At 62.4% G+C, this 22649-nt stretch carries 21 protein-coding genes and 2 tRNA genes; 5 read left to right on the top strand and 18 right to left on the bottom strand.

Features of this window, described 5'->3' with window-relative positions; genetic code table 11:
- Positions 1–62 precede the first annotated feature (62 nt).
- The 13 genes from GSQ83_RS04550 to GSQ83_RS04490 all read right to left on the bottom strand — a co-directional run bounded on the left by GSQ83_RS04550 (position 63) and on the right by GSQ83_RS04490 (position 15049).
- Entirely contained in the window at positions 63–1859 is a 1797-nt protein-coding gene (locus tag GSQ83_RS04550; RefSeq protein ID WP_158801697.1) for a long-chain-acyl-CoA synthetase, read from the bottom strand.
- A gap of 104 nt (positions 1860–1963) precedes the next feature.
- On the bottom strand, positions 1964–2602 hold the full coding sequence (locus tag GSQ83_RS04545) for a hypothetical protein (protein WP_158801696.1): 639 nt from the start codon (positions 2600–2602) through the stop codon (positions 1964–1966).
- A gap of 31 nt (positions 2603–2633) precedes the next feature.
- Positions 2634–4058, bottom strand: a complete 1425-nt coding sequence (locus GSQ83_RS04540) for a pyridoxal-dependent decarboxylase (protein WP_158801695.1) — start codon at positions 4056–4058, stop codon at positions 2634–2636.
- Positions 4059–4077: 19 nt separating this feature from the next.
- Positions 4078–5115: a homoserine O-succinyltransferase gene (locus GSQ83_RS04535; RefSeq protein WP_158801694.1), complete on the bottom strand. Its 1038-nt coding sequence runs from the start codon at positions 5113–5115 to the stop codon at positions 4078–4080.
- Positions 5112–6446 carry an O-acetylhomoserine aminocarboxypropyltransferase/cysteine synthase family protein gene (locus GSQ83_RS04530; protein WP_158801693.1) on the bottom strand — a complete coding sequence of 445 codons (1335 nt, stop codon included), beginning with the start codon at positions 6444–6446 and terminating at the stop codon, positions 5112–5114. The genes GSQ83_RS04535 and GSQ83_RS04530 overlap by 4 nt, the downstream gene beginning before the upstream one ends.
- A gap of 142 nt (positions 6447–6588) precedes the next feature.
- Positions 6589–7323, bottom strand: a complete 735-nt coding sequence (locus GSQ83_RS04525; RefSeq protein ID WP_158801692.1) for an SDR family NAD(P)-dependent oxidoreductase — start codon at positions 7321–7323, stop codon at positions 6589–6591.
- Positions 7316–8716, bottom strand: coding sequence for a class I adenylate-forming enzyme family protein (locus GSQ83_RS04520; protein ID WP_158801691.1), 1401 nt, complete (start codon positions 8714–8716; stop codon positions 7316–7318). Before GSQ83_RS04520 ends, GSQ83_RS04525 begins: the two co-directional genes overlap by 8 nt.
- Positions 8703–8948 carry an acyl carrier protein gene (locus GSQ83_RS04515; RefSeq protein ID WP_158801690.1) on the bottom strand — a complete coding sequence of 82 codons (246 nt, stop codon included), beginning with the start codon at positions 8946–8948 and terminating at the stop codon, positions 8703–8705. Before GSQ83_RS04515 ends, GSQ83_RS04520 begins: the two co-directional genes overlap by 14 nt.
- 15 nt (positions 8949–8963) lie before the next feature.
- Positions 8964–10553, bottom strand: a complete 1590-nt coding sequence (locus tag GSQ83_RS04510) for an alpha/beta fold hydrolase (RefSeq protein ID WP_158801689.1) — start codon at positions 10551–10553, stop codon at positions 8964–8966.
- A gap of 230 nt (positions 10554–10783) precedes the next feature.
- On the bottom strand, positions 10784–11989 hold the full coding sequence (locus GSQ83_RS04505; RefSeq protein WP_158801688.1) for a hypothetical protein: 1206 nt from the start codon (positions 11987–11989) through the stop codon (positions 10784–10786).
- Positions 11990–12030: 41 nt separating this feature from the next.
- Positions 12031–13644, bottom strand: a complete 1614-nt coding sequence (locus tag GSQ83_RS04500) for an MBOAT family protein (RefSeq protein ID WP_158801687.1) — start codon at positions 13642–13644, stop codon at positions 12031–12033.
- Between the two features lie 26 nt (positions 13645–13670).
- Positions 13671–13931, bottom strand: a complete 261-nt coding sequence (locus GSQ83_RS04495; protein ID WP_158801686.1) for an acyl carrier protein — start codon at positions 13929–13931, stop codon at positions 13671–13673.
- A 218-nt stretch (positions 13932–14149) separates the two neighbouring features.
- The gene (locus tag GSQ83_RS04490) at positions 14150–15049 is read right to left on the bottom strand and encodes a LysR family transcriptional regulator (protein WP_158801685.1); all 900 of its coding nucleotides are present in this window, start codon (positions 15047–15049) and stop codon (positions 14150–14152) included.
- A gap of 264 nt (positions 15050–15313) precedes the next feature.
- Between GSQ83_RS04490 and GSQ83_RS04485 the strand changes: the two genes are divergently transcribed.
- Positions 15314–16258, top strand: coding sequence for an NmrA family NAD(P)-binding protein (locus tag GSQ83_RS04485; RefSeq protein WP_254065498.1), 945 nt, complete (start codon positions 15314–15316; stop codon positions 16256–16258).
- Positions 16259–16278: 20 nt separating this feature from the next.
- Here GSQ83_RS04485 and GSQ83_RS04480 read toward each other — a convergent pair whose 3' ends face one another.
- Positions 16279–17259, bottom strand: coding sequence for a glutathione S-transferase family protein (locus tag GSQ83_RS04480; protein ID WP_158801684.1), 981 nt, complete (start codon positions 17257–17259; stop codon positions 16279–16281).
- A 105-nt stretch (positions 17260–17364) separates the two neighbouring features.
- Here GSQ83_RS04480 and GSQ83_RS04475 point away from each other — a divergent pair.
- Positions 17365–17436: transfer RNA gene (locus GSQ83_RS04475), tRNA-Thr, on the top strand.
- Positions 17437–17508: 72 nt separating this feature from the next.
- Positions 17509–17649, top strand: coding sequence for a hypothetical protein (locus GSQ83_RS04470; RefSeq protein WP_158801683.1), 141 nt, complete (start codon positions 17509–17511; stop codon positions 17647–17649).
- A 22-nt stretch (positions 17650–17671) separates the two neighbouring features.
- Here the strand turns inward: GSQ83_RS04470 and GSQ83_RS04465 are convergent, their stop codons facing one another.
- Positions 17672–17815 carry a hypothetical protein gene (locus GSQ83_RS04465; RefSeq protein WP_158801682.1) on the bottom strand — a complete coding sequence of 48 codons (144 nt, stop codon included), beginning with the start codon at positions 17813–17815 and terminating at the stop codon, positions 17672–17674.
- Positions 17816–18014: 199 nt separating this feature from the next.
- Here GSQ83_RS04465 and GSQ83_RS04460 point away from each other — a divergent pair, with 199 nt between their 5' ends.
- Positions 18015–18626, top strand: a complete 612-nt coding sequence (locus tag GSQ83_RS04460; protein ID WP_158801681.1) for a GNAT family N-acetyltransferase — start codon at positions 18015–18017, stop codon at positions 18624–18626.
- A 208-nt stretch (positions 18627–18834) separates the two neighbouring features.
- Here the strand turns inward: GSQ83_RS04460 and GSQ83_RS04455 are convergent, their stop codons facing one another.
- From GSQ83_RS04455 to GSQ83_RS04445, 3 genes are all read right to left on the bottom strand, one after another.
- Positions 18835–19326, bottom strand: coding sequence for a hypothetical protein (locus GSQ83_RS04455; RefSeq protein ID WP_158801680.1), 492 nt, complete (start codon positions 19324–19326; stop codon positions 18835–18837).
- 288 nt (positions 19327–19614) lie between these two features.
- The gene (locus GSQ83_RS04450; protein ID WP_158801679.1) at positions 19615–19836 is read right to left on the bottom strand and encodes a hypothetical protein; all 222 of its coding nucleotides are present in this window, start codon (positions 19834–19836) and stop codon (positions 19615–19617) included.
- A gap of 1026 nt (positions 19837–20862) precedes the next feature.
- A tRNA-Gly gene (locus GSQ83_RS04445) sits at positions 20863–20938 on the bottom strand.
- 736 nt (positions 20939–21674) lie between these two features.
- On the opposite strand from GSQ83_RS04445, the gene GSQ83_RS04440 reads away from it, so the two are divergent.
- On the top strand, positions 21675–22649 hold a 975-nt coding region (locus GSQ83_RS04440; protein WP_158801678.1), incomplete at its 3' end, for an ABC transporter permease.

Raw genomic sequence — 22649 nt, 5'->3', positions numbered from 1 at the left:
TAGATGCCCGGCCTCGCCGAGCATGACGAGTGCTCTCGGAATTAGTCGTGAGTAAGCAGCTACTACAGCCGCAATTCACCGTCGCAGATTTTGCGCAGCAGCGGTTGGTCGCATTTTACGAACGCCTGTCGCGTCCGGTCATCGAACCACACCGCCGACTCCGGAGCAGCATTCGACAGACCCTCGCGGGAAAGCGAACCCTTCGTCGTCTTGAAGGTGCCGGTGATCTCGATGCCGTCCGTGAGGCGCACGAAAAGCGGCCGGGCGTAGTCCGGCAAGCTCGCATGCATATGGGTTCTGAGAGTTTCGAGGTTGAAGCGCTTGTCGGCGGCAATGGCGGCCATGCCGACGCGGCCCTCTACACCCGGTATCGCCACGCCGTAGACGACCGCGTCGGTCACGCCATGGCACGAGCCGATGACGGCGGCGACTTCCGTGGTCGAGACGTTTTCGCCTTTCCAGCGGAACGTGTCCCCCAGCCGGTCGACGAAGTAGAAAAAGCCGGCCTCGTCTTTGCGCATCATATCGCCGGTGCGAAACCAGCGATCCCCCGGCGCGAAGACATCGCGTAAAATCTTGCGAGCTGAAGCCGACTCGTCTGTGTAGCCATCGAAACGGCGGGCGGGCGAGGAACTGTCGGACAGAAGTTTCCCGAGAGCCTCGCCGGGTTCGTCGGCCGCGCAGCGGATGCAGAATCCGGCCTCGTCACGCAAAGGCTCGCCCGTCTCGACATCGATCTTGACGAGCGCCACAGGAAAGCTGTGCCGCAGGAAACTCGGGATGCGGCCGATCGCGCCGGGCTTGCCCTCGCAATTGTACAGCGAAACATTGCCTTCGGTCGCCGCGTAGAATTCGAGGATGCGGGGCACGGCGAAGCGCGCCTGGAAACGCTCCCAGACCTCGCCCTGAAGACCATTGCCGCAGCACAGTCGCAGTTTGTGAGCGCGCTCGCGGGGATGCTCGGGGGTCTGAACCAGGTAACGGCAAAGCTCGCCGATATACTGGAATACCGTGCAGCCATGATCGACCACATCGTCCCAGAATCGGCTGGCGGAAAAGCGGGTGCGGATCACGATCGAAGCGCCCTGCGTCAGCATCGAGCCGATCGCGACGACACCGCCAACGCTGTGATACATCGGCAGGCAATTATACAGCCGGTCTTCGGGCCGTGCGTCCATCAGACCGGCGAACCAGTAGCTCCATTCGAGTATTCTGGCGTGGCTGACAAACGCCGCCTTGGGCAGGCCCGTGGTGCCGGAAGTATTTATCAGCAACGCACGGTCATGAGCCTTGGGCAAACGCGCACGCGGCGTCTCGGAGGGATCGCAGCTGCCGGTCGCGACATCAAGGTCAATCCGAGGATAACGGATCTCGTCACTTTCGCCGTGGAGCCAGATGTCCATGCCCTCAGGCAGTTTCGCGGAAAGCGCGGTGACGCGGGGCAGCATTAAGCTCGCAACAATAATCTGCTGGGCATTTGCCAGGCGGATGCAATGCGCGAGCGCATCGCCCGTGAGGTTCGTGTTGATGAGCGCGACGGCACAGCCGATCTGCGACAGACCGAGCCAGATCGCCACATAGTCGGGGCAATTCGGCATGAGGAGGCAGACGGTGGCGCCTGGCTCCAGCCCTTGCTCCAATCCCCAGCGCGCATAGCGATGGGACAAATCAACCAGCGCGCGATAGGTCAGCGCGCCATCTTCCCCGATCAGCGCAAGGTTCTCGCCTTTCGTGGCGACCAGATCACCGAGCGCCGACAATAGCGTTGTATGGCCGCTGATCTCGATCTGCTTCCTGTATTGAAGCGCGCGGCTCCAATCCTCGAGCGCAGAACGGGAAGCCTTGGCATCCTCAGTCACGCGGGTATATCCCCTTATGGGAGCCCCGGCGGCCCATTCTCCGGCTCAGATAGCTTTCTGAACCGAACAATGAGCCGCGACCGGTGCTCGAGGCGAGCCTGGCCTCAGGACGACAGTCTCGGAACGCAGGTCACGAGCAGCATCTTGAAGGCTTCCCAAAGCGGCAGCACGCGGTCGTCGAGCTTGATGTGCCGGCTCAGCGCGCCATGGCCCTGCTCCGGGTCGCTGTCGAAACGGACATGCTCGGCCAGGAAGTGCTCGAAGGACCGCAGGAGAGCGTTGTCCCAGTTGCTGTACTGCAGGATCGCGCGGAAAACGGTCTCGAGACCGCCGTCCTCATAGCTCGCGATGGAAGCCGCGCGCGAGGTGTTGTCGAGCTTCTGGACTTCTTCCAGATAGGCCGCGCCGACATTGGCGAAGTAAACGGCCTTGCTGCGCTCGATCGGGAGAAGATCGAGGGTGCGGCGCATATACTCGTCGTGGTTGACCTTTTCGCCGTGCATGACGACGCCGGGCCAGGGCGACAGGTTGTCAGTGTCGCACTCTTCCTGCTCGAGCTGGATCAGCTTCTCGTCATTCGGATAGAGGCTGCGAGCGATCTGCAGGTTCTCGCGGAACTGGATCGAGAAGTAGTAATAGGCCCAGGCGACGGCCGTCATGTCCTCGGACGTCAGCGAGGTCCAGCGCAGATTTCCGATGTCATCGATGACTTTGCGGAATTTGTAGGTTTCAAGAACGGTCATGGTGAGATGCTCCAAACGATGATGAAATATACTAGGAATCTGCGGTCGCCGGCTGCTTGAACTTTTGGAGTAAGCGAGCCAAGGCCAGGACGTCTTCAGGCATCGTCTGACCATTCGTGACACACATACGCACGACATCACGCCCGCGGAACGAAGTGCTGGACACCCAGGCGGATTGTGACGCGACGATTTCTCGCGTGATCGCACGCGCGGACGGGAAGCCCGGCGGCGGATCGACGCATAGCACCCCGAGCGGTGAGTCGTTCGCGGAGGTCCATCCCTGCGCTACGAGTTCCCGCTTGAGGAGGTTGGTCAAAGCGACCGAACGCTCGACATGTTCGCCGTAACCGTCCCAGCCAACCGAGGCCAGAGAGAGGAAGAGGCGAAGGCCAAGGAAGCGGCGCGACCATTGGACCGTGTTGAGGTAAGGATCCAGCGTTCGCGTCGTCGATGGCATGAAGGTGACTGCGACGTGGAAGGCGTCCGACATAACCTCGGGTCGGCTGGTAATGAACATGCCGCAGGCCATGGTCGTCGCGAACCACTTATGCGCATCGATCGTGACCGAGTCGGCACTTTCGATGCCGGCGAGCAGATGGCGCAGCTTTTCGGAAGCGATCAGCGCGCCGCCCCAGGCGGCATCGACGTGGAACCAGGCGCCATTGGCCCGGGCAATCTCGGCGGAAGCGGTGATCGGATCGATCATCCCCGCGCCCGTCGTGCCAGCGGTGGCGACGATCATCACGGGAATCCGGCCCTCAGCCTTATCGGCGCGGATGGTGTCGGCGAGTGCCTGCATGTCCATGCGGCCATCGCGATCTGTCGCCACGAGACGGAGCGAGGAGCGGCCGATACCCGCCAGATGCGCGATTTTTACCCAGGCGAGATGCGCGTCTTCGGAAACATACAGCATCGGCGGCCCGGCATAAGCGCGGACGCCTTCGGTGGCGAAAAGAGGATTGGCTTCCGTGAGCGCGCAGATCAGCGACGTGAAATTCGCCTCCGAACCGCCCGAAGTGAAGTGGCCGCCGGCACCAGGCGCCAAGCCAACACGCGCCGCGATTGCGCGGATGACGTGGGCTTCAATCTCGACCGGAACCGGCGATGTGGTGGCGCTGGCAAGCTGCGGGTTGAAGGCGGAGACGATTCGCTCCGCGCATTCCGCTGCGAAGGAAGGCTGCGGATTGAAGAGGCCGAAATAGCGCGGGTGGTTGAGATGGACGATGCCATGCTCAAGCTGCTCGATGACCCAGGGCAGCAGCTCGGACAATGAACGCGGGGTCTCGAAGTCGAATGACTTGAGGCTGTCGCGAAACCTGCCGAAGTCCAGATCCGGGCTGACGTTTCCCGCGGGGATCCGCTGAAGGGACTCGGCCAGTGCCTTCGTCAGGAAATCTTCCCACACCTTGCGATCGCCGGGGTCGGCGAACAACGGCGCGGGCGCGGCGATTTGCATGGAGTCAGTGCTCATTGGCTCAGCGCACGGTCGCGGTTTCGTTGTCGGGCACGAGGATCTTCCCGCCGGCGACATCGCCGAGAAGTTGCTTCAGGTGGCAGGCGTGATCCCGGCGGACAGCCGTGTTCAGCCAATTCTCATAGAGGCGGGTGGCCGGAGCCTGCCATGAGCCCGAATGAGGAGCGGCCTTCGCCAAATTCGTGATTTCTTGCAGCAGAGCAAGATCGCGCTGACCATCGAGCGCGCGCTGCCGGATACGCGCGAGTTCGCTGTCGATTTCCGCACCAAAGTAATGCGAGGGCACGGAAGGATACAGGTCCCGCTCACCGATGAGGTAGCGGCGCGCATCGCGGGTATATTCACGGAGGAGAGTGTCCGCGTCATATTCCGGATGGCCCTGAAGGAACAGGAAGGGCAGACCGTCCTTCACGAATGCATCGACCCCAACTTCGGGGCAGCGCGAAAGAACGCGGTAGCCGCTCACGACCAGGGATTCCTCGGGAACACCAAACTGGCGTGAATGCGGGATCGCCCAGCGCGGGCTGATCCCCGCCATCAGCGGATGCTCGGTCGAGGCGACCTCGCAGTCGAAAACGCCGGAGACCTTTGTGCCGGCTTGCACTCTCTCCACACCATCGAGATGGAGCACGGCCGCATGAGCGGCGAGGCAGGACCACATCACCGGGAGCGACCGGTCCTCGGCCCAGTCCACGAGCTTCTTGAAGCTCGCCCACATCGGCTCGTGATCGAGCCGCGACGTTTGCGGCTCCATCCCGGTCACGATCAACGCATCGACATTGGTGTCGTACAGCGCCGCCAGATCGGCATAGGCGTCATCCATGCAGCCACGCGGGGGAGTGGCTCGCGGGATCTCCGGAAAGGTGAAAAGCTTCAGGTGCAGGGGAACATCCGGCGCGGCGGCAAGCAGCAGCCGGAGAAACTGCGTTTCCGTCACCTTCAGCGCGCGGTCGGACGTGTTGTTGACGAGTCCGATTACGATTGGCCGGTCGCTCGATCGGCGATCGGTCGCGAGATTCTGTTCACCGAGCCAATTCATCGTACCACCTCGGGGATGCGCACCCGGCCCTGCGGGGCGTCAGGAAGGTAGATTTCGCCAACGGCTGTCGCGAGCGCCTGATCGAGATCGGCGATGATGTCATCGACATGCTCAATGCCGATACTGAGACGGATCGTTTCGGGTGTTACGCCCGCCTTGCGCTGCTCTTCCGCCGACATCTGGCGATGCGTCGTGGAAGCAGGATGGCAAGCCAGGGACTTCGAGTCGCCGAGATTGACGACCCGCTTAATCATCTGCAGGCCATCATAGAACCGCACGCCGGCGCTGAACCCGCCTTTGACTCCGAAGGTCAGCAGCGAGCAGGCGCGGCCGCCGAGATACTTCTCGACCAGGCTGTGATAGCGGCTGTCGGAGAAGCCGGCGTAATTGACCCAGCCAACCCGCGGATCGTCACGCAGGAATTGGGCAACGCGCTTGGTGTTCTCGACGTGTCGATCGACGCGGACGGCGACGGTCTCGATGCCCTGGAGAAGCAGGAAGGCGTTGAACGGGGAAAGTGCCGCGCCCGTGGTGCGGAGATGAACGCTGCGGCAGCGCGCGATATAGGCGGCGGCGCCGAAATGCTTTGTGTAGACCAGGCCGTGGTAGGAGGCGTCCGCCTTGCTGAACATCGGAAAGCGCTCTGGATGGTCAGCCCAGGGAAACTTGCCGCTATCGACGATCGCGCCACCGAGCGTGGTGCCATGCCCACCCATGAACTTGGTGAGCGAATGGATCACGATATCGGCGCCATGCTCGATGGGCCGCAGCAGGATCGGCGTCGCGACGGTGTTGTCGACCATCAGCGGGACGCCGTGGCGGTGGGCGACTTCGGCGAGAGCGCCAATGTCCGAGATATTGCCGGCCGGATTGCCGACACTCTCGCAATAAACCGCGCGGGTCTGGCCATCGATGAGCTTCTCGATGTCCTCGGGGCGGTCGCTCTCGGCGAAGCGGACGGTGATGCCGATATCCGGCAGGTAATGCGCGAACATCGAATGGGTCGTGCCATAGAGCTGCGGCACGGAAACCAGGTTGGTGCCCGGCGTCGCCAGATTCGCAACGGCGTAATGGAGTGCGGCTTGGCCAGTGCTCACAACGAGCGCCTCCAGGCCGCCCTCCAGCGCGGCGACACGCTGTTCGAGCACGGAATTGGTCGGGTTGCCGATTCGGCTGTAGCGATAGCCGGGCACTTCGAGGTTGAAGAGCGCAGCGGCGTGGTCGGCGTCATCGAAGCCATAGGCGACGGTCTGGTAGATCGGCACGGCGATCGCGTTCGTCGCCGGGTCCATATCGAAGCCTGCGTGAAGGGCGAGAGTCTCGTTCCGCATTGGAAATGGGATCCTGCTTGCAGTGGTCTTCGGGCGCCCGTTTTGTCAAGCTTGACTACCAACGGCGACAGACACAAAAGACCACGTTACTTGAATTGAAAGCAATTCATCCGAAAGGGTGGAGCCGCGTCATAAATGCCGATTAAGCGGTATTGCCGGCGTCCACAGTCATGACAGTTCCAGTGATATTTCTGGCTTTGTCACTGAGCAGGTAGTCGACCATGTTCGCGATGTCCGAGACTTCGGGCATCCGCTGGAGGGCGCTGCGGCGCATGATCTTCTCTCGCTCGGGCTCCCCAACCCCGTGAGTCATCTCGGTATCGACGAATCCCGGCGCGACGGCATTGACGGTTATGCCGAGTTTTCCGGCTTCCCTGGCGAGTGACCGTGTGAAGCCGAGCAGAGCGGCCTTCGTCGCGCTATAGACGGAAAGGCCAGAATATCCAGTGAGTCCGACAACAGAGGAAATATTCACAATACGGCCATCGCCCGCGGCGAGCATTGTGCGAATGACGTATTTGGTCAGCATCATCGGCGCGGTGGTATTCAGCGTCACCAGCCGCTCGATATCGGCGTCTTTCATATTCGCCAGAACGCCAGGCGTACCGATGCCGGCGTTATTGACCAGGCCATAGATGGGGCCATGGGCGGCTCGCACGGCTTTCACCATCGCCGGCAAGCCGGCGAGGTCCGTGAGATCGCAGGCGTGGAAATACAATGTGCCCCGGCCCGCGCCCGCGACTTCCGCCATTGCGGTCGTCAACTGCTCGGTTTCGGTTCGCGCGATGGCGATGACCTGAAAGCCGGAAGCGGCGAGGGTGCGGGCTATTCCGAGCCCGAGCCCGCGACTCCCGCCCGTGACCAGGACGCTACGCACGAGGTCGGACCAATTTGCCAGAGGCGGCGACCTCGATTGACGGAACCTCGCGGAATGTCACCGGAACCTGATGCGGGTCCAGCCGGTCGTGGCACAGCTTGCGGATCTCCTCGACGATCGCTTGGAACTCCGCGTTTGCCGGAGTAGCTGTGGGTTTCAGCACGATTTCGGCAACGACGACCGCGCCCGTTATCGGGTTTTTCCGTGCCGAGACGCGGGATACGCTGACGGCAGGGTGCTCGTTGATGACTGCTTCAACAGCCTCAGGATGCACCTTCTGTCCGCCGACATTGATGATTCCCTCGCGGCGCCCGATGAAATAATAGCGATCGCCGCGCAGTTCGAGCAGATCCCCGGTGTCGATGAAGCCGACCTCGTTCGAGAGGGCAGGCGCGACATCGCCGAGATAGCGGGCTGCCGTGCGGGAGGATCGGATGCGGAGTGAACCATCCTCGACCCGCATCTCGACGCCGGAGCCCTTAGCATCGATGAGCGCTGCCGGGAAGCCGGCCTTGCCATCACGCACATCGAAAGCGACGCCGGCCTCGGTTGACGCAAAGGCGTGGGCGACATTGGCGTGTGGATAGGCGCGCTGCAGGCTGTCGAGAATCGCCTGGTCGCAGGCCTCGCCTGAAAGTCGCACGTAATCCGGTGCCATGCTCGCGGTCGCGCCGCTCATCAAAGCCCGCCGCCAGTGCGATGGCGTGCCGGAAATATGAGTGACGCCGCATTCGCCAGCGCGTTTGAGGAAATCGGCGACGGGCTCGGCGGCGCTGGAGAAAACCTGCGAACCACCACCGGCCAAGGCGCGCAGCATGATTTGCAGGCCGCCATAGCGACGAATGTCGTAGAAAGTGCTCCAGACCGGAATGCGGCCGGCTGCAGGATTATCGACCAGCGGACCCACAAGGCTGGTGAGCGTATGCATGGCGAGCTTCGGGCGGCCGGTGGTGCCGGAGGTGAAAAGTATCCACTCCGTATCGACGCTGCGATCGGCCGTCACATGGGTTTCACGAAGTCTTGTGCCGATACGGATCGTCTTGAGGGTGTGGTCAACCTCCCGGGTCGGGCCGCCGCCATCCGTGACGACGACATCGACTTCCCCGTCGATCATCGCCGATTGCACAAAGGCGGGCGACAGATCGGGCGTGCAGAGAACGATACGCCGTGCGATGCCGTCGAGCTCGATCAGCGCAAGCGCCGTCAACAACTGGCGGTCGGTCGAAATCATGACCGAGAGACCACGCAGCGTTTCAGGCTTCGCGCTGAGAGTCGTGCTGTCAGCGAGGTCCCGAACCAAGATCCGCGTTTGCGGATCGGCGAGGAAGCGCGTCGGCGATGCCGCCTCGGGCGCTACCAGATCCCAGAGGGACCGGCGGCTAGGCTGCAGCATTTTCGTAGAGCTTGATGAATTCGCCGAGTGTGACGGGGAATTCGACATCGTCACTCGCCGAAAGAGGGTCGAGGCCAAGCTCGTCATCCAGTCCGGCGACGATGATGGCGAGGCATAGCGAATCGAGGCCCGAATCCAGCAGCGGCAGGCTGTCTGTCAGCGGCGCGAGCTGGCGTCTCTGCTGCTCCCCGACCCGGGTGATTTGCTCCAAAATGACTGAACGCACGGTCATTGTTTGAAATCCTCCTCACGAGGTCAATGCATGTGCCGGCGCCAGAGAGGCGGCGGACTCAGAATGGATAGATTGGTGCGGCCGGCGCCGATCTTGCAGAAAATCGATCAGGCGGCGCGCGACCAATTGCCGCATCGCGCTTCCGGTCAGGTCGTGGTCGATGCCCGCGACAGTCGATGTCTCGGCGCCCGGAAATTCCGTCAGGCCAGCAGCGTCCGTGCCGAAATGCGCTTCGAGCGGTTTCAGACCGGCATCGCCCTCGGAATAGAGCATGAGGGTTTTCGCCTGACGCTCGGAAAGCGTGGTCATGGCGCGCCGCGTGAAGCTTGCTGGCCGCGGTCGATCGAGACGCAGGCTGAACCAGGGCAGATTGATGGTCAGCAGCGTATCGATTCGCTCGTCCGTCACGGCGGCGTGAAATGCGTGATAGGCGCCGGAGCAAAGCCCTTTGACGGCGAAGCGCTGAAAGCCGAGCTGTTGCAGTTTTGTGATGGCCGCCGCGAAATCCGCGCTGCGATCGGCCTCAAAGGCATGAGTCACATCCTCGGCGCCGTCGTCTTGAGCGTTGCTGCTATCGCCGAGGCCGGGGAAGTCGAACCGCAACGACGCGATTCCTTCTGCGGCGAGGCTGCGGGCCAGTTCAACTGAGAAGCGGGCGAAGCCGTGATGGGGGTCGCCGCCGGTATTGCCGATGACAACCGCGAAATGAGTTTTCGCTCCGTCGGGTTCGCAAAGAATCCCGACCAGAGTGGCATTGCCGCCGAACCGCAGCACGGTCTCGACACATCCATCGGGACGCAGCGGCGTCGCCTCGGGTGACTTAGAGGTGAACGGAAGTGCCTTTTGGGCAGGCAAAGTGGCCGTCAGCCACGACAGGAGCGGCGTGAAATCAGCGAGAGGTTCGTCCGCGAAATGGGTCGGACGGAGCAAAGCGTCCAGACCTTCGAAGTCTGAGCAGGCGACTAAGGCGCCCTGATTTTGCCAAGTCTCCACGCAGGCCGTGAGGAGTGCGCTCGGCGCACGGCTGAATACTGAAATTGCACGAACAGACGGTAGTGCCACCTGTCGCAGATCAACCTGCGTGATGCGATCGAGGGTTTCCCGCGTGAGCGGCAACCCGTCCAAATCGAGGCTGTCGCTGGTGTCAGCAACACCTTTGCTACGGAGCCGCGCCTCGACTGTGAGTTGCGCCACATAGGATTTGCCGCGCAGCACGGGCTCGAGCAACACCAGCCCCGCGACATCCTCTCTCGCGGCCGCGGTCAGCGTCGCGAGCATTGCCCCGGCCCGCAAGCCAACCAGCACGATCCGCTGGACATTCGTGGTTGCGCGCAGCGTGTCGGCGGCGAGGTTTACGCCGTTCTCCCAAGCGGCCCAGGAATCGGCTGTTGCGATTTCGCAGGAGTCGCCGGTGCCTGGATAGTCGAAACGGACCGTCGGATAGCCGTCGGCACAGAGGCGATCGGCCAGGAGCCGGAAGGACCGATGAGCGGTGGCGGAATCTCGCCCCAACCCGGTGCAGAGTACCACACCGATATCGCTGCCGGATGACGCGGAACCGTCATGGAGCCAGCCGAAGCAATCGCCGAAAGTGATCGCCTGCATTTTGGATCCTCGCATGGGCAAGGTTGCGTCAGGATGGTTGTCGGGAAGAAAATCCAAGGGGTCCTGCCATCATCCATAAGTGTTACGGGTCTGCGATCGTCTTGCAGCGAACCAAGTCGGAATAGACGTAGCCTAGGGATCAGATGGGAGCTTGTAACGCTCGCCGTTCGGGTGATAGCGAGGCGGCGGTTCCTGCCTTTGGCCGAGTGCAAACCGCCGGCTCGCCCCAACTATCCCGGTAGTTTGCAGTGATTCGGCAGTGCCTTAGGCGATCCCCCGGCTGCGATGTCCTGCAACCATGGGCCCAATTCCGCGCTATAGGCGGCGGCTCCGCTGGCGTTGAGGTGCCATGCATCGCCGTAATATTGATCAGGCCAGCAGGGAATGGCGGGTCCGACCACGTGGACGGCGGGAAATTCCTTGGCTTTGGCCTGGAAATAGGCGGTCAGCTGGTCCTTCAGCTTCGGCGATGTCTTGTCGAAGGTCGCCTGGTTGATCGGCATCGTCAGAACCACCACAGGAATGTGGTGCGCGGCGAGAAGTGCGAGGGTCCGTGAGAAGTACGAGTCGATGAGCGGCGAAATCGCATAATTCCGCGCGAAGCCCGGTTCGCCTTCGATGGCGATCGCCGAGGTGCCGGGATCCTTGCCGAAAAGCCCGTGGCCGTCGTTTTGCTGGATGTCACGCGCGATGCCGCGATTGTGGCCCCAGCGCGAGGCGAAATAGCCGTTCACCAGGCTGTCGAAATAGAAGGGCGGGAAGCGCAGCGCGAAAAGCCGGTCGCGCAGGGCCAAAGCGAGGCCGTCGCTGCGGCGCTGGCGGGCGATTTGATTATCGTGCAGCCGCGCCGCGTCGGCGTCGACGGCGCGCATCTGGGTATAATTCAGAAAGCCGGTGCGGGCGCTGAAATCCCAATAGCTCGAGTCGTCCATGAATTTCGGCGAGCTATGGGAAATCACCACTAGCTTGGGCGGCGTAGGGCAGCGCAGCGCGCGTGAAACGGCGAAATAGGTCTCAATCGGACTTGTTCCGGATAGCGCGAGATTTGCCACCGGCATCGGCATTTTGCTCGGGTCCATGCCGGCCATGGCGCGGCTGTCGCCAAACACCGAGACATCGCCGAGCCGGCATTCGTTCAGCATCGCTCGCTTGGCGACCCAAACCGCATAGTCCTCGGTGAGGAAGGCCATCGGCATCGTCGCGACATAGAGCCAGATGAGGCCAAAGGATGCGACGAAGCTCAGCGCGGACCATACGAGGAAGCTGCGGGCAGAAACCGCGCTCACGCGCTTCGCGGCGCGGGTAGCCGAACGGCTTTCCGCCGGTGACTCGGCGCCACTCTGAGCCGAGCCGCCACCGGCATAGCCGGAAGCCATAGTTGCCGACGCTAAGCGGCCCTTTCCGCTCATCGATGCGCCGCGCGTCCCATCCATCATCGGCCGCCGTCCTTACTAACCGTCATTCGACTGATTTGTTGCTAGAACTGGAAGTAGAGAAATTCGCCGGTGCCGCCGATGGCGAGCACGCCGATCGAGGCGACAACCCCGATCGCCACGGCCCAGCCGCGGCTCGGCCGCCAGGAATAGGCGTCGAATGGCCCCGGCTGGATGCGGCCGAGTGCCGGCGTGAAGCGACGCATGATCTGCTGCGTATTCGGCATGCCCCAGATGATGACGAAGAGCAGGATCAGCCAGGCGAAGTGCAGCGCCTGCCCCATGAAGTCGATCCGGGAAACACCCACGATCACGCCATGGTTTTGCAGGATCGCGCCGACATGGCCGAGCAGCCCGAGGAAAGGCGCCGGGAAGGTCAGGCTCTCGACGCCGTGCAGCCCGATCATGCCGCTGATCAATTGTCCTGCGGCTTGTACCGAAGGCGCACGGAAGAAGATCAGTGAAAGCACCACCGCACCGTAGGTGAGCAGGATATTGAAGCCGCGAACCAGCCTGCGCTCGTCAGCCGCTTTCTTCGTGTGGGGCCAGAAGATGCGATAGGCGTGGTTGATGGTCAGATAGGATCCATGCAGCAGGCCGAAGATCAGGAAGGTAACGCCGGCGCCATGCCACATGCCTGCAAGGCCCATGGTGACCATGGTCGGGAACATCACCATCGCGGCGAACCCGCCGAGCTTCGACTGGGCCTCGCGGTTGATCCCCATTCCGCGCTTACTGCGCCACCGGGCCACCGCCAGAGAAATCGGACTGTACAGATAGAGCGCGAGGTAGCGCGAGAGAGTGATATGCCAGCGCTGCCAAAGGTCGATGATCGAGGTCGCCTTGTAGGGCGAATTGAAGTTGAGCGGAAAGCGAATGTTGAACATCCGCGCTAGGCCGATGGCCATGTCGGAATAGCCAGAAAAGTCGAAGTAGAGTTGCAGCGAATAGGACAGCGCGACGTTCCAAGCGGCGAGCGCCGGCAGATGGGCGACGTTGCTGAATCCCGGCCCGATCGAGGTCGAAATTGGATCGGCGAGCAGGCACTTCTTGGCCAGACCGATGACGAAGATCGAGAGCCCGACAGCCAGGTTTTCACCGGAGAAGCGATAGGTCGCGGTATCCGAGAATTGCGGCATGATCTCGCGGTTATGCAGGATCGGGCCGGCGATTAGATGCGGAAAGAAGGTGACGAACAAAACGTAGTCGAGGACGCCACGGTCCTTGACCAGATCCTGCTTGCGATCGACCAGATAGCCGATCTGCGTGAAGGTGAAGAACGATATACCGAGCGGCAGGACAATATCCGGCGTGGCGGCGTGTATCACGCCCAGGCCGGTCAGCGCGTGAACCATCACCGCAAGGTACTTGTAATAGACTAGCGCACCGACATTCGCCGCGATAGCGACGGTTAGACAGCTTGCCTGAAGTGTTGGCCGGCTCTTGCAGGCGGCGATCAATTCGGAAGCCGCGTAGTTGAGGACGATGGACAGCACAAGCAGGATAACGAACTGCGGGTTCCACCAGCCGTAAAAGGTGAAGGATGCGAGGATCAGCCATCCGGCCGCCGCTCGCCGGCCCAGGCGACTGACGAGGTAGAACCCCAGCAGCGCCACCGGCAAGAAGGCGAACAGGAAGGTATAGGAATTAAACAGCATGATGCGCTGCCGCTCGCTCGCGGGTGTTAAGCGGCTGCCGCGGTCGCGCGCGACTTGATCAATTCGACCAGGTCACGAACGCTGCGGAGCTCTTCCATCTCGGCCGATTTGAACTTCACCTTGAAGTGGTGCTCGACCTCAACGGCCAAGGTCACCTGGGACATCGAATCCCATTCGGGAATATCATCCGCCGTCATGTCCATCTCCGGAACGAGCGTCTGATCGTCAAAGACGTCGCGGAAGATTTCGGTCAGTTGCGCGAGAATATCGTTGTCGGTTAGAGACATTCTGGTCAGCTCCCAGCTGAGGGACGTGATCTCGTGATCGATGTTGGCCCCCCGCGAAGCTCCGGAGGAACGTGGTGGTCGATGTCCAAAGGATAGCAATTGAGGGCGAGCGCGTGATGACCGCTCTTAAGGGGATAAGCGGCGGAGAAATATCATCCTTACGCACTACAGATCCGGCCGAGCGGGGCTGCGGACCCTGTGGAGGGGCGCCTTAGCGGCTAACGGAGCGCCTGCAACACGAATTCGATGAAGGCCCGCACCTTCGCCGGCGGGTGATGCCGGGACGGGTGGAGCGCGTAGAGCGGGAACAGCTCGCCCGGCCAGTCCGGGAACAGCTCGACCAGCCGGCCCTCATCCAGCAAATCCTGGACGCCAAGCGCCATGACCTGCGCCACCCCGGCGCCGGCGAGGCATTCGCCGAGCATGGTCCCGACGTCGGCGACCAGTAGCCGGCCCGTCGTTTTCACGGGCAGAACTTCGCGGCCCCGATGGAATTCCCAGGCGAAGGGCTGCTGCGTCACGGGGTCGCGGAACTGGATGCAGGCATGGGCGGTGAGATCGCTTGGGTGCTTCGGCCGTCCGTGGCGTGAGAGGTAGCTCGGCGCGGCGACCGTTAGGATCCGCGTCTCGATCAGCTTGCGCGCGATGGAGGAGGAAGGCTGAGGCTCCCCGAAGCGCATGGTCAGGTCGATGCCGTCCGCGACCAGGTCGCCTAGGTGTTCGCGGGTGGTCAGTTCCAGGGACAGCTCCGGATGGCGCTCGAGAAACTCACCGAGATGACCCGCGAGCATCAGCCGGGCGAAGAAGGGGTCGATATCCACCCGTAACCTGCCTCTGGCGATGACGGAGGATCCAGAGGCGACTGTCGCCGCCTCCTCGATACCTGCGAGCAGGGGGCTGACCTCCTCGTAGAAGCGGCGGCCTTCATCCGTCAGCGTGACGGAGCGCGTCGTGCGGTCGAGCAAGCGTATGCCGACGCGGCCTTCCAGCCGGGCAATCGCGCGGCTGACGCCCGAGGGGGAGAGGCCCAAAGCCAGGCCGGCGCGCACGAAGCTGCCGCCTTCGATGACGGCGGACAGGACGCTCACCCCAGCGAGAAGCCGGCCATCGAAAGCCATGGTCGATCCGTGCGGTTTCGTCAGCAATGATGTGACGGAAGCGCACTTAGGTCAAAACCGGATTGGTGGCACAACCCTGCGACACTGAGCCGCAAGACCGGCTTGAACCGTGCTCAACCCACCGACGTCATGCTCGGCGAAGGCCGAGCATCAACGCCTATGCTCGCGTGACGAAGGCAAGGCGTGGATGGCACGCCTTCGCGTGCCATGACGGATTTGGGTCGAACGGGCAGGTTCCGCGGAACTCGGCGCGGAGGTTGAGCGATGGCCCGCATTGCCGGAGAGCCGTCGCAATCCTCCGCTCATCGAACCGGCTCGGGCGCGCCTCAGGAAATGGAGAAGACGATGTATGCAGTTATGGGAATCACCGGCCAGGTCGGCGGTGCGGTTGCGCGCGAATTGCTGGCCCAAGGCAAGGGCGTGCGCGCCGTTGTGCGCGACGCCGACAAGGGGCGCGCCTGGAGTGAGCAAGGCTGTAAGGTGTCGCTTGCCGAGATCAGCGATGTCCGCGCGCTGACTGCCGCCTTCACGGAGGTTGAAGGCGTGTTCGTGATGATCCCGTCGTTGTTCGACCCTGCGGAAGGCTTCCCCGAGGTCCGGGCGATCAGCGCCACGCTCCACGCCGGCCTTCTCGCCGCCCGGCCGCCTCGGGTGGTCTGCCTTTCCACGGTCGGCGCTCAGGTGACGCGGCCGAACCTGCTCTCCCAACTCGGGATCATGGAGAAGGCACTGGGTGATCTGCCGTTGCCGATCGCCTTCCTGCGCGCCGCCTGGTTCATGGAGAATTCCGCCTGGGATGTCGCGCCCGCGCGTGACAAGGGGGTTGTGCCGAGTTTCCTGCAGCCGCTCGACCATGCGGTACCCATGATCGCGACGGCGGATATCGGGCGTGTCGCGGCGGCTCTGTTGCAAGAGGATTGGACGGGCCGGCGTGTGGTCGAGCTTGAAGCCTCGCGACGCTATGCCGCGCAGGATATCGCCGCCGCTTTCACCAAGATCCTCGGGCGCCCGATACGGATGGAACTCGTGCCCCGTGATGGTTGGGAGACATTGTTCCGATCCCAAGGTGCCGAGAATCCGATGCCTCGCATTCAGATGCTCGACGGCTTCAACGAAGGCTGGATCGCCTTCGAGGGCGGCGCCGCCGAGTCCAGAAAGGGCGAGACGGCCCTGGAGACTGTGCTGCGTGAGCTGGTGGAACGCGGCTGAGCGATGCGGTGCCCGCCCGCTCAGGTCAAAGGACTGCGCCGCGCGGTCGGCCCGGTGAAGTCGAGCAGCGGTCCGGCGGGGACGATGCCGGTTGGATTGATCGTCCCGTGGCTCTGATAGTAGTGGCCTTTGATGTGGCGGAAGTTGACTGTCTCCGCCACGCCGGGGGTCTGGTAGAGGGCACGCGTGTAGTCCCATAGCTGCGGATAATCGACGAGCCGCCGCAGGTTGCACTTGAAATGCCCGACATAGACGGCGTCGAAGCGCAGCAGGGTGGTCAGCAGCCGCCAATCGGCCTCCGTCACCTGCTCGCCGCAGAGGTAGCTGCGCGCCGAGAGACGCGCTTCGAGCCAATCGAGCGTCTCGAACAGCGGGAACACCGCCTCCTCATAAGCCGCCTGGGTCGTCGCGAAGCCGGCTTTGTATACGCCGTTGTTGACGGTGTCGTAGATGCGGGCGTTGAGGGCGTCGATCTCTTCCCGCAAGGCCGACGGGTAGTAGTCACCCGGCCGGGCGCCGATGCCATCGAAGGCGGCGCCGAGCATGCGGATGATCTCGCTGCTCTCATTATTGACGATGGTTTCGCGCTGCTTGTCCCACAGAACCGGCACGGTGACCCGCCCGGAGTAGCGCGGCACGGCGCGGCGATAGATTTCGAAAACGGTCTCGGCGCCCAGAGGATCGGCGATCACGCCTGCGGCGGGCACGAAGGTCCAGCCTGCCTCGGCCATGACCCAGTTGGTGACGCTGACCGAGATCTGCCCCGTGAGGCCCTTCAGCACGCGATAGATCAGGGTGCGATGTGCCCAGGGGCAGGCGAGCGAGACATAGAGGTGATAGCGCCCGGCTTCCGCCGCGAAGCCACCATCGCCGCTTGGACCTGGGGCTCCGTCTGGCGTGATCCAGTTGCGAAATTGCGTGGTGGTGCGCTGGAAGCGGCCGCCCGTGGCCTTAGTATCGTACCATCCGGTGTTCCAGACGCCATCCTCGGCATAGCCCATCACAACCTCCCGCTGACGCCCCGCGCCGCTGGCGGGCCTGCGATCCTAACCCATCTCCGGCAGTTGCGCCCTCCCTCCGATCACGATACACGACCCGCCTCCGGCGCCGACATAGCTCAGGGGTAGAGCAACTGATTCGTAATCAGTAGGTCCTCGGTTCAATTCCGAGTGTCGGCATTTTCCTTCAATGACTTGGCGGGCGTCTGTTCCGTTGCTCGGCCGAGAGGGTCCACCCCTAGGCATGATTCGATGAAGATAATGCTTCTGGGACTGCTGCTCGCCGCTCTCGCCGCGTGCTCATCCAACGATGACGTGGGTGCCCCGGGTTCCGCGACCGCCCATCTCAACGGTAGGTCTAATTTCTACGTGGGAACGGCGGCGGCGTCTTAGCGGAACGGGCCTTGCCCACGGCCTACCGCTTGCCGCGACGGGGCAAGAGCGATGGGATTTCCACCAATACGGCGCAGGCTATGAGCGCGACCAGGATATCCACGGTCAGGTTCGGGTGACCGCAGTTGCCGGATACCAGGCCGAAAAGCTCAGCAAAGCGACACATCAGTCTCCTCCCTTCCGCGCCCTGCATCCTACGGCGGATTGGCCGCTAGGTAGCGTCTGAATCTTTACCGAGGTCCCGCATCTTCGTCATGGGCGACTGCCAATCCAGGAGGTCGGCCGGTACTAGGTAGCCGGACCAGTTTGCGATAGTCCCTTCGCCGGCTGCACCTTTATCCGCGCCGCGCAGGAGCCTGACCGGGATGACCAAGACACCGCCTGAACCCCTCGCGCCAGTCAGCCTCGCTGGCCGCTACGTCGAGCTGGTTCCCCTGTCGGAGGATCATCACGATGGGTTGCAGAATGCCGTGCGCGACGGTGAGCTGTGGCGGCTCTGGTACACGAGCGCGCCGAGCCCGGAGGAGATGACTGGCGAAATCCGTCGCCGCCTCGCCCTTCAGGCGCTGGGGACGATGCTGCCCTTCACGGTGATCGACCGGTCGCGTAACCGCGTCGCCGGCATGACCACATATATGAACGTTGATACCGTGGGGCCGCGCGTGGAGATCGGCTCGACCTGGACCGCTCAGAGCGTTCAGAAGACCGGCCTCAACACCGAGGCGAAGCTCCTGCTGCTGACCCATGCCTTTGACACTCTGGATTGCCTGGCCGTTGAGTTCCGGACCCATTTCCTCAATCAACAAAGCCGGCGGGCTATCGAGCGGCTTGGGGCCCGGCTGGATGGTGTTCTTCGCTGCCATCAGCGCGCGAAGGATGGCACGTTGCGCGATACCTGTGTCTACAGCATCGTCCCGTCGGAATGGCCGGCGGTGCGCTCGCACCTGACCTGGCAGCTCGATCGGCCGCGCTTGTGACGCACTCTCCGGCTGGTGACCGGTCGCCGCCGAGCCAGACGGCGGCCTTGCGTGCTCTATGCTTTCGCGGGTGCAGAGGAAATGGAAAACACTAGGCCGTGGCTGCGACCATGCGCTTCCGCCGGTCTCTCGGCGGTTGCCGCCTAGAGTCTGGACTCAAGAAACGGACGGGGTGCCTATCCCGCAAATCCGACCAAAGTCGTGGCTGCTAGCCTAGAAATAGCGTGCAGATGGCTTCTTCAAACGTCTCGAGAACCAGCGGCTTGGGTTTGCCCGGATTGTGGGTGCGCCGAGTGATGCGCCAAGGTCCCTCTTCGCCATCAGAGGCGAGCTTGTAAATGAAGAAGGGGTCAGGGCGCGACGCGTTGTCCGTGCGGCGCATCTTGATCTCGTTTCTGATGGTAATCGAAGGCGCGCCGGTGGGCGTGATGGATACGCCCACACCCACGTTCGGGCACGGATGCACCGACAGGGTACAAACCTTCAGCTCACCGAGTTTTGCGTCAACCACCCTCACGGCCTCGCGGGAGGTCTGGATCTTGCCTTCTGCCACCAGAGGCTTCAGCCAATCGTCGAGGCGGCGGAACAGGTCATCATAGGTCTCGGTCTCTGTCTCCCGCCGCTCGGAGAGGCTGGCCTGGGTTGCCTCATGCGCTCGCGCGCGCTGGTGGACGGTCTCAATGACGTCTCGCAAACCCATCTCACGACTCCCCGCAGCTTTTGTTCTAGTGACATTAGTCTTTTGAGGAGACTGAAGCACGCCGCAAAGATGCGTGTCCAATAGGTTCGGACTGTAGCGGCACGCTGGAGGTCACATTATGCGGCTTTGGGTTCGCCACGGGCGGCAACCAACCTCGCCGGCGAGCTTTTGCCCTCACGGATCCGCGAGTGGTGCGGGTAAGTCCGGGCCCCGCCGGGCCCCGGCGACGCTTTGCGCCGGACCCCTGTAGGATAAGGCCGGGCGAGGCGTCCCCGCCTTACGCGTGGTTCATAGGCTGACATGCCATCGGTAGGATGACGGCCGATGGGCGGGCCCGTTATGGGCGGCGCGCCATTCGATATACTCGACGCACATGAGCCCGAGGGCGAGCATGCCGAAGAAGCCGGCGATGGCGAGGAGCCATATCACGACGTTGCTCATCGGGAGGGTGGTGACGGACCAGAGACCGAAAGCGATCATCAATACGGCGAAGGCGAGCATGATCTTCATTGGGGCAAACTCTTTTTCTGTTTGCTGACCTGAAGCTATCCATGGATCTGTGTTCGAAATAGGCATGAATTCGACTGAGCGCGGCGGCGCGCAAAGGTTGGTCATCCAGATGGCCAAGCTCGCAACGTCCATCATGCATTGGAAGAGGGAGAGCCCTAGCACCGCCTAAGCAGAAGACTCGGGCCGACGTCTGGTCATTAAGGTAGATGCCGCGGAACGGCGGCAGCACCTCTGCCGCCGCGCTTCCGTCGGTTCCCGAGAGCATGATCATCGGATCATGCTCTCCTCGCCACGATCGAATGGTTTTAGGCGTCGATCGCCGTCTTTGTCTCGGAGCGGAGCGGGGCGCGCGATAGAAATGTCAGCGCGGGAGGCAGCGCGATCGGATCAAAACGCGGAGCATGACTCGAGGAATCGTCCAATCGCCGAGTGGCCGCGCGCTGGTTTTGCAGCCAGCCTTGCAGCAGCGAAGAAAGATCCTCGGCCTGCTGAGAATCAATCGCGAGGTAGACGGGCAGCGTGGGCGAATCCGCACGGCCTCGGGGCCAGAGTGTCAAAACAAAATTGTCTTGCCCAGGTATCGTAGTCAAACGCTCGGCTTCCTTCACGACGCCCGTCCCCTAGATCTATCATGGCAGTTTCGCAATTCGTTCCGAAATCGGAGCATCGAAACTTCCGTCAACTTACGCCAGCTCAGCGCTTGGCGCGGCTCGGCTCTAGTGATTACGGAATAATCCCGAACGATCGATGCCCTGCTACCCTGAAGGTAAGCAGCGGCGGCGCTACCACATGCCGCGACATGCCAGTGAAATTTGTTGCTACAACGAGTTGTCTTGGTCAAACGGCGTGGCCAGTGCACGCGGCCAAGTATGGTAGCGCGGCCAAAGGATCGGGTGGGCGTTGGGATTTCCTCTGGCCGCTCGAAGCAATAAAACTGAACATCGTGTCGAATGTGCTGCGCGGAAGTAACGGCCTGTAACTGGAGAGCGAGCCGCTTACGCCGGCTGCAAGATCTCCTGTTGTCGATGGAGCGGGCCACCGGAATCGAAAACCGATACCTGTGGTCGGGAAGACCACTGCATAACCACTCTGCCAAGCCCGCTCAATCACCGAGGCACGATATCGGCTTCGCGCGCGGCGAGGCGGTGCAGCGGCGCAGGCGAGATGGCATTGCGGGTAGCATCCTTGCAACCCTTACCCCTTCTGACGGAGCTTCGATGCCACTACGACGATTTGCCAGACTTATCGCTCGAGCAGTTGTTGATGGGATCACGAAGTCGCGGCGCAGGCGGCAAAAGCATCTGATGACGCACGGGAAGGTTTACATAAGTCCCGGCGCGTGTATCTTGTGAACAAGAACCGGTACTGGAAATGAAACCGGATGGATAATAATTGGCCTTGGTCCGCGGGGTCCATTTCGGCGAGCGATCGTCCTCCGGAATGTTGGATGGATGGCTTGGGAAAGAGGCGGGCAGGCATGGCGGACCATTCTCGAACGGCCGTTGAGGCCGGTGGCTCTTTGGAAACATGGTCAGTCAGGATATCCGCGCATCGCCGTGGCGTCCTGGTCCGGCTTCATCTCCAACGATAGTAGCGATCCCATGGCGCAGGCTGCATTATGGAGATCGCGGCCCGGGCAGATCATCCATAGGAGGTAGCTATGGAGCAGCTGCGTCAGGCTGAACTGATGAGGCTCCGTTCCACAGGCGAGGGCTTGAGAAACTTGTCGGTTTGTCGCATCGGCAGACAAATGTGCTTGGAGGGGAGGCGCATGGGATGGACGACTCTACAGGGGGTGGGCCCGTGAGGCTGCGGAACGCGCCGGCCGGTAAGTCGACATGACGAGCGACGAGGACGTCGCGCCGGCAACCACCAAGGTTGCACGCTCGCGGAGCAGGGGCGAGCTCTTCCGCTCCAGCCGCGGTATCCTCCTCGCGACTATTTTGCTGTTTGTGCTGAGCGGCATCGTCGAACCGGAAAGCCTCAGCCGGAGCGCGCTGAGCGGCATGCTGCCCTTCGCCGCGATCCTGGCGCTCGTGGCACTCGGCCAGACTCTCGTCATTCAGCAAGGCGGCATCGATCTCTCGGTGCCGGGTGTCGTCTCACTCAGCGGCGTCATCATTTCCTACTACTCGAACAGCCAGGGCGGACCGAACAGCTCGGCCTTCGGCCTGGCGATCGTCTATGTGATTGGCGCCGCCTTGGTGTCCGGGGCGATCAACGGCCTTCTTGTCAGCCGCGCCCGCGTCGCGCCGATCGTCGCGACGATCGGCATGAACGCTCTCCTCTATGGCCTCGACGTGGAAATCTCGGGCGGCACGCCCGTCGCTGTGCCGGATCTTCTGTCGCATTTCGCGAATTCCAAGATTTTCGGCGTGACGACGCTGGCCTATGTCGCCGTCATTGTCGCCTGCCTGGTGATCTTCATTGTCAAGAAGACGGTCTTTGGCCGCAGGTTCGAGGCGGTTGGCGCCAGTCCGCGTGCTGCGCGCGCAGCAGGGGTGGTCTCCGGCCGATACCAGATCCTGGCCTATGCCGGAGCGAGTGTTCTCTATGCGATGGGCGGCGTTCTTCTTGCGGGGCTGATGTCCCTGCCGAGCGCATTCCAGGGCGACAGCTACCTCATGCCGTCGATCGCGGCCGTGGTTTTGGGTGGGACATCGCTTTTCGGCGGCAAGGGGAATCTCGCGGCCACCGTGATCGCGGCGCTCTTTCTGACCCAGCTTCAGCAGCTTGTGCTGACGACGGGTCTGAGCGTCGGTGTGCAGTATCTGTTCCAGGGCGGCGCGATTGTCGTGGGTGTCGGCGTCTAC

Origin of the sequence: Acidisoma sp. L85, assembly GCF_009765865.1 — a bacterium.
Lineage (GTDB): Bacteria > Pseudomonadota > Alphaproteobacteria > Acetobacterales > Acetobacteraceae > Acidisoma.
Note: the sequence above shows the minus strand (reverse complement) of the source record. Positions and strands in the feature narration are given on the sequence as shown.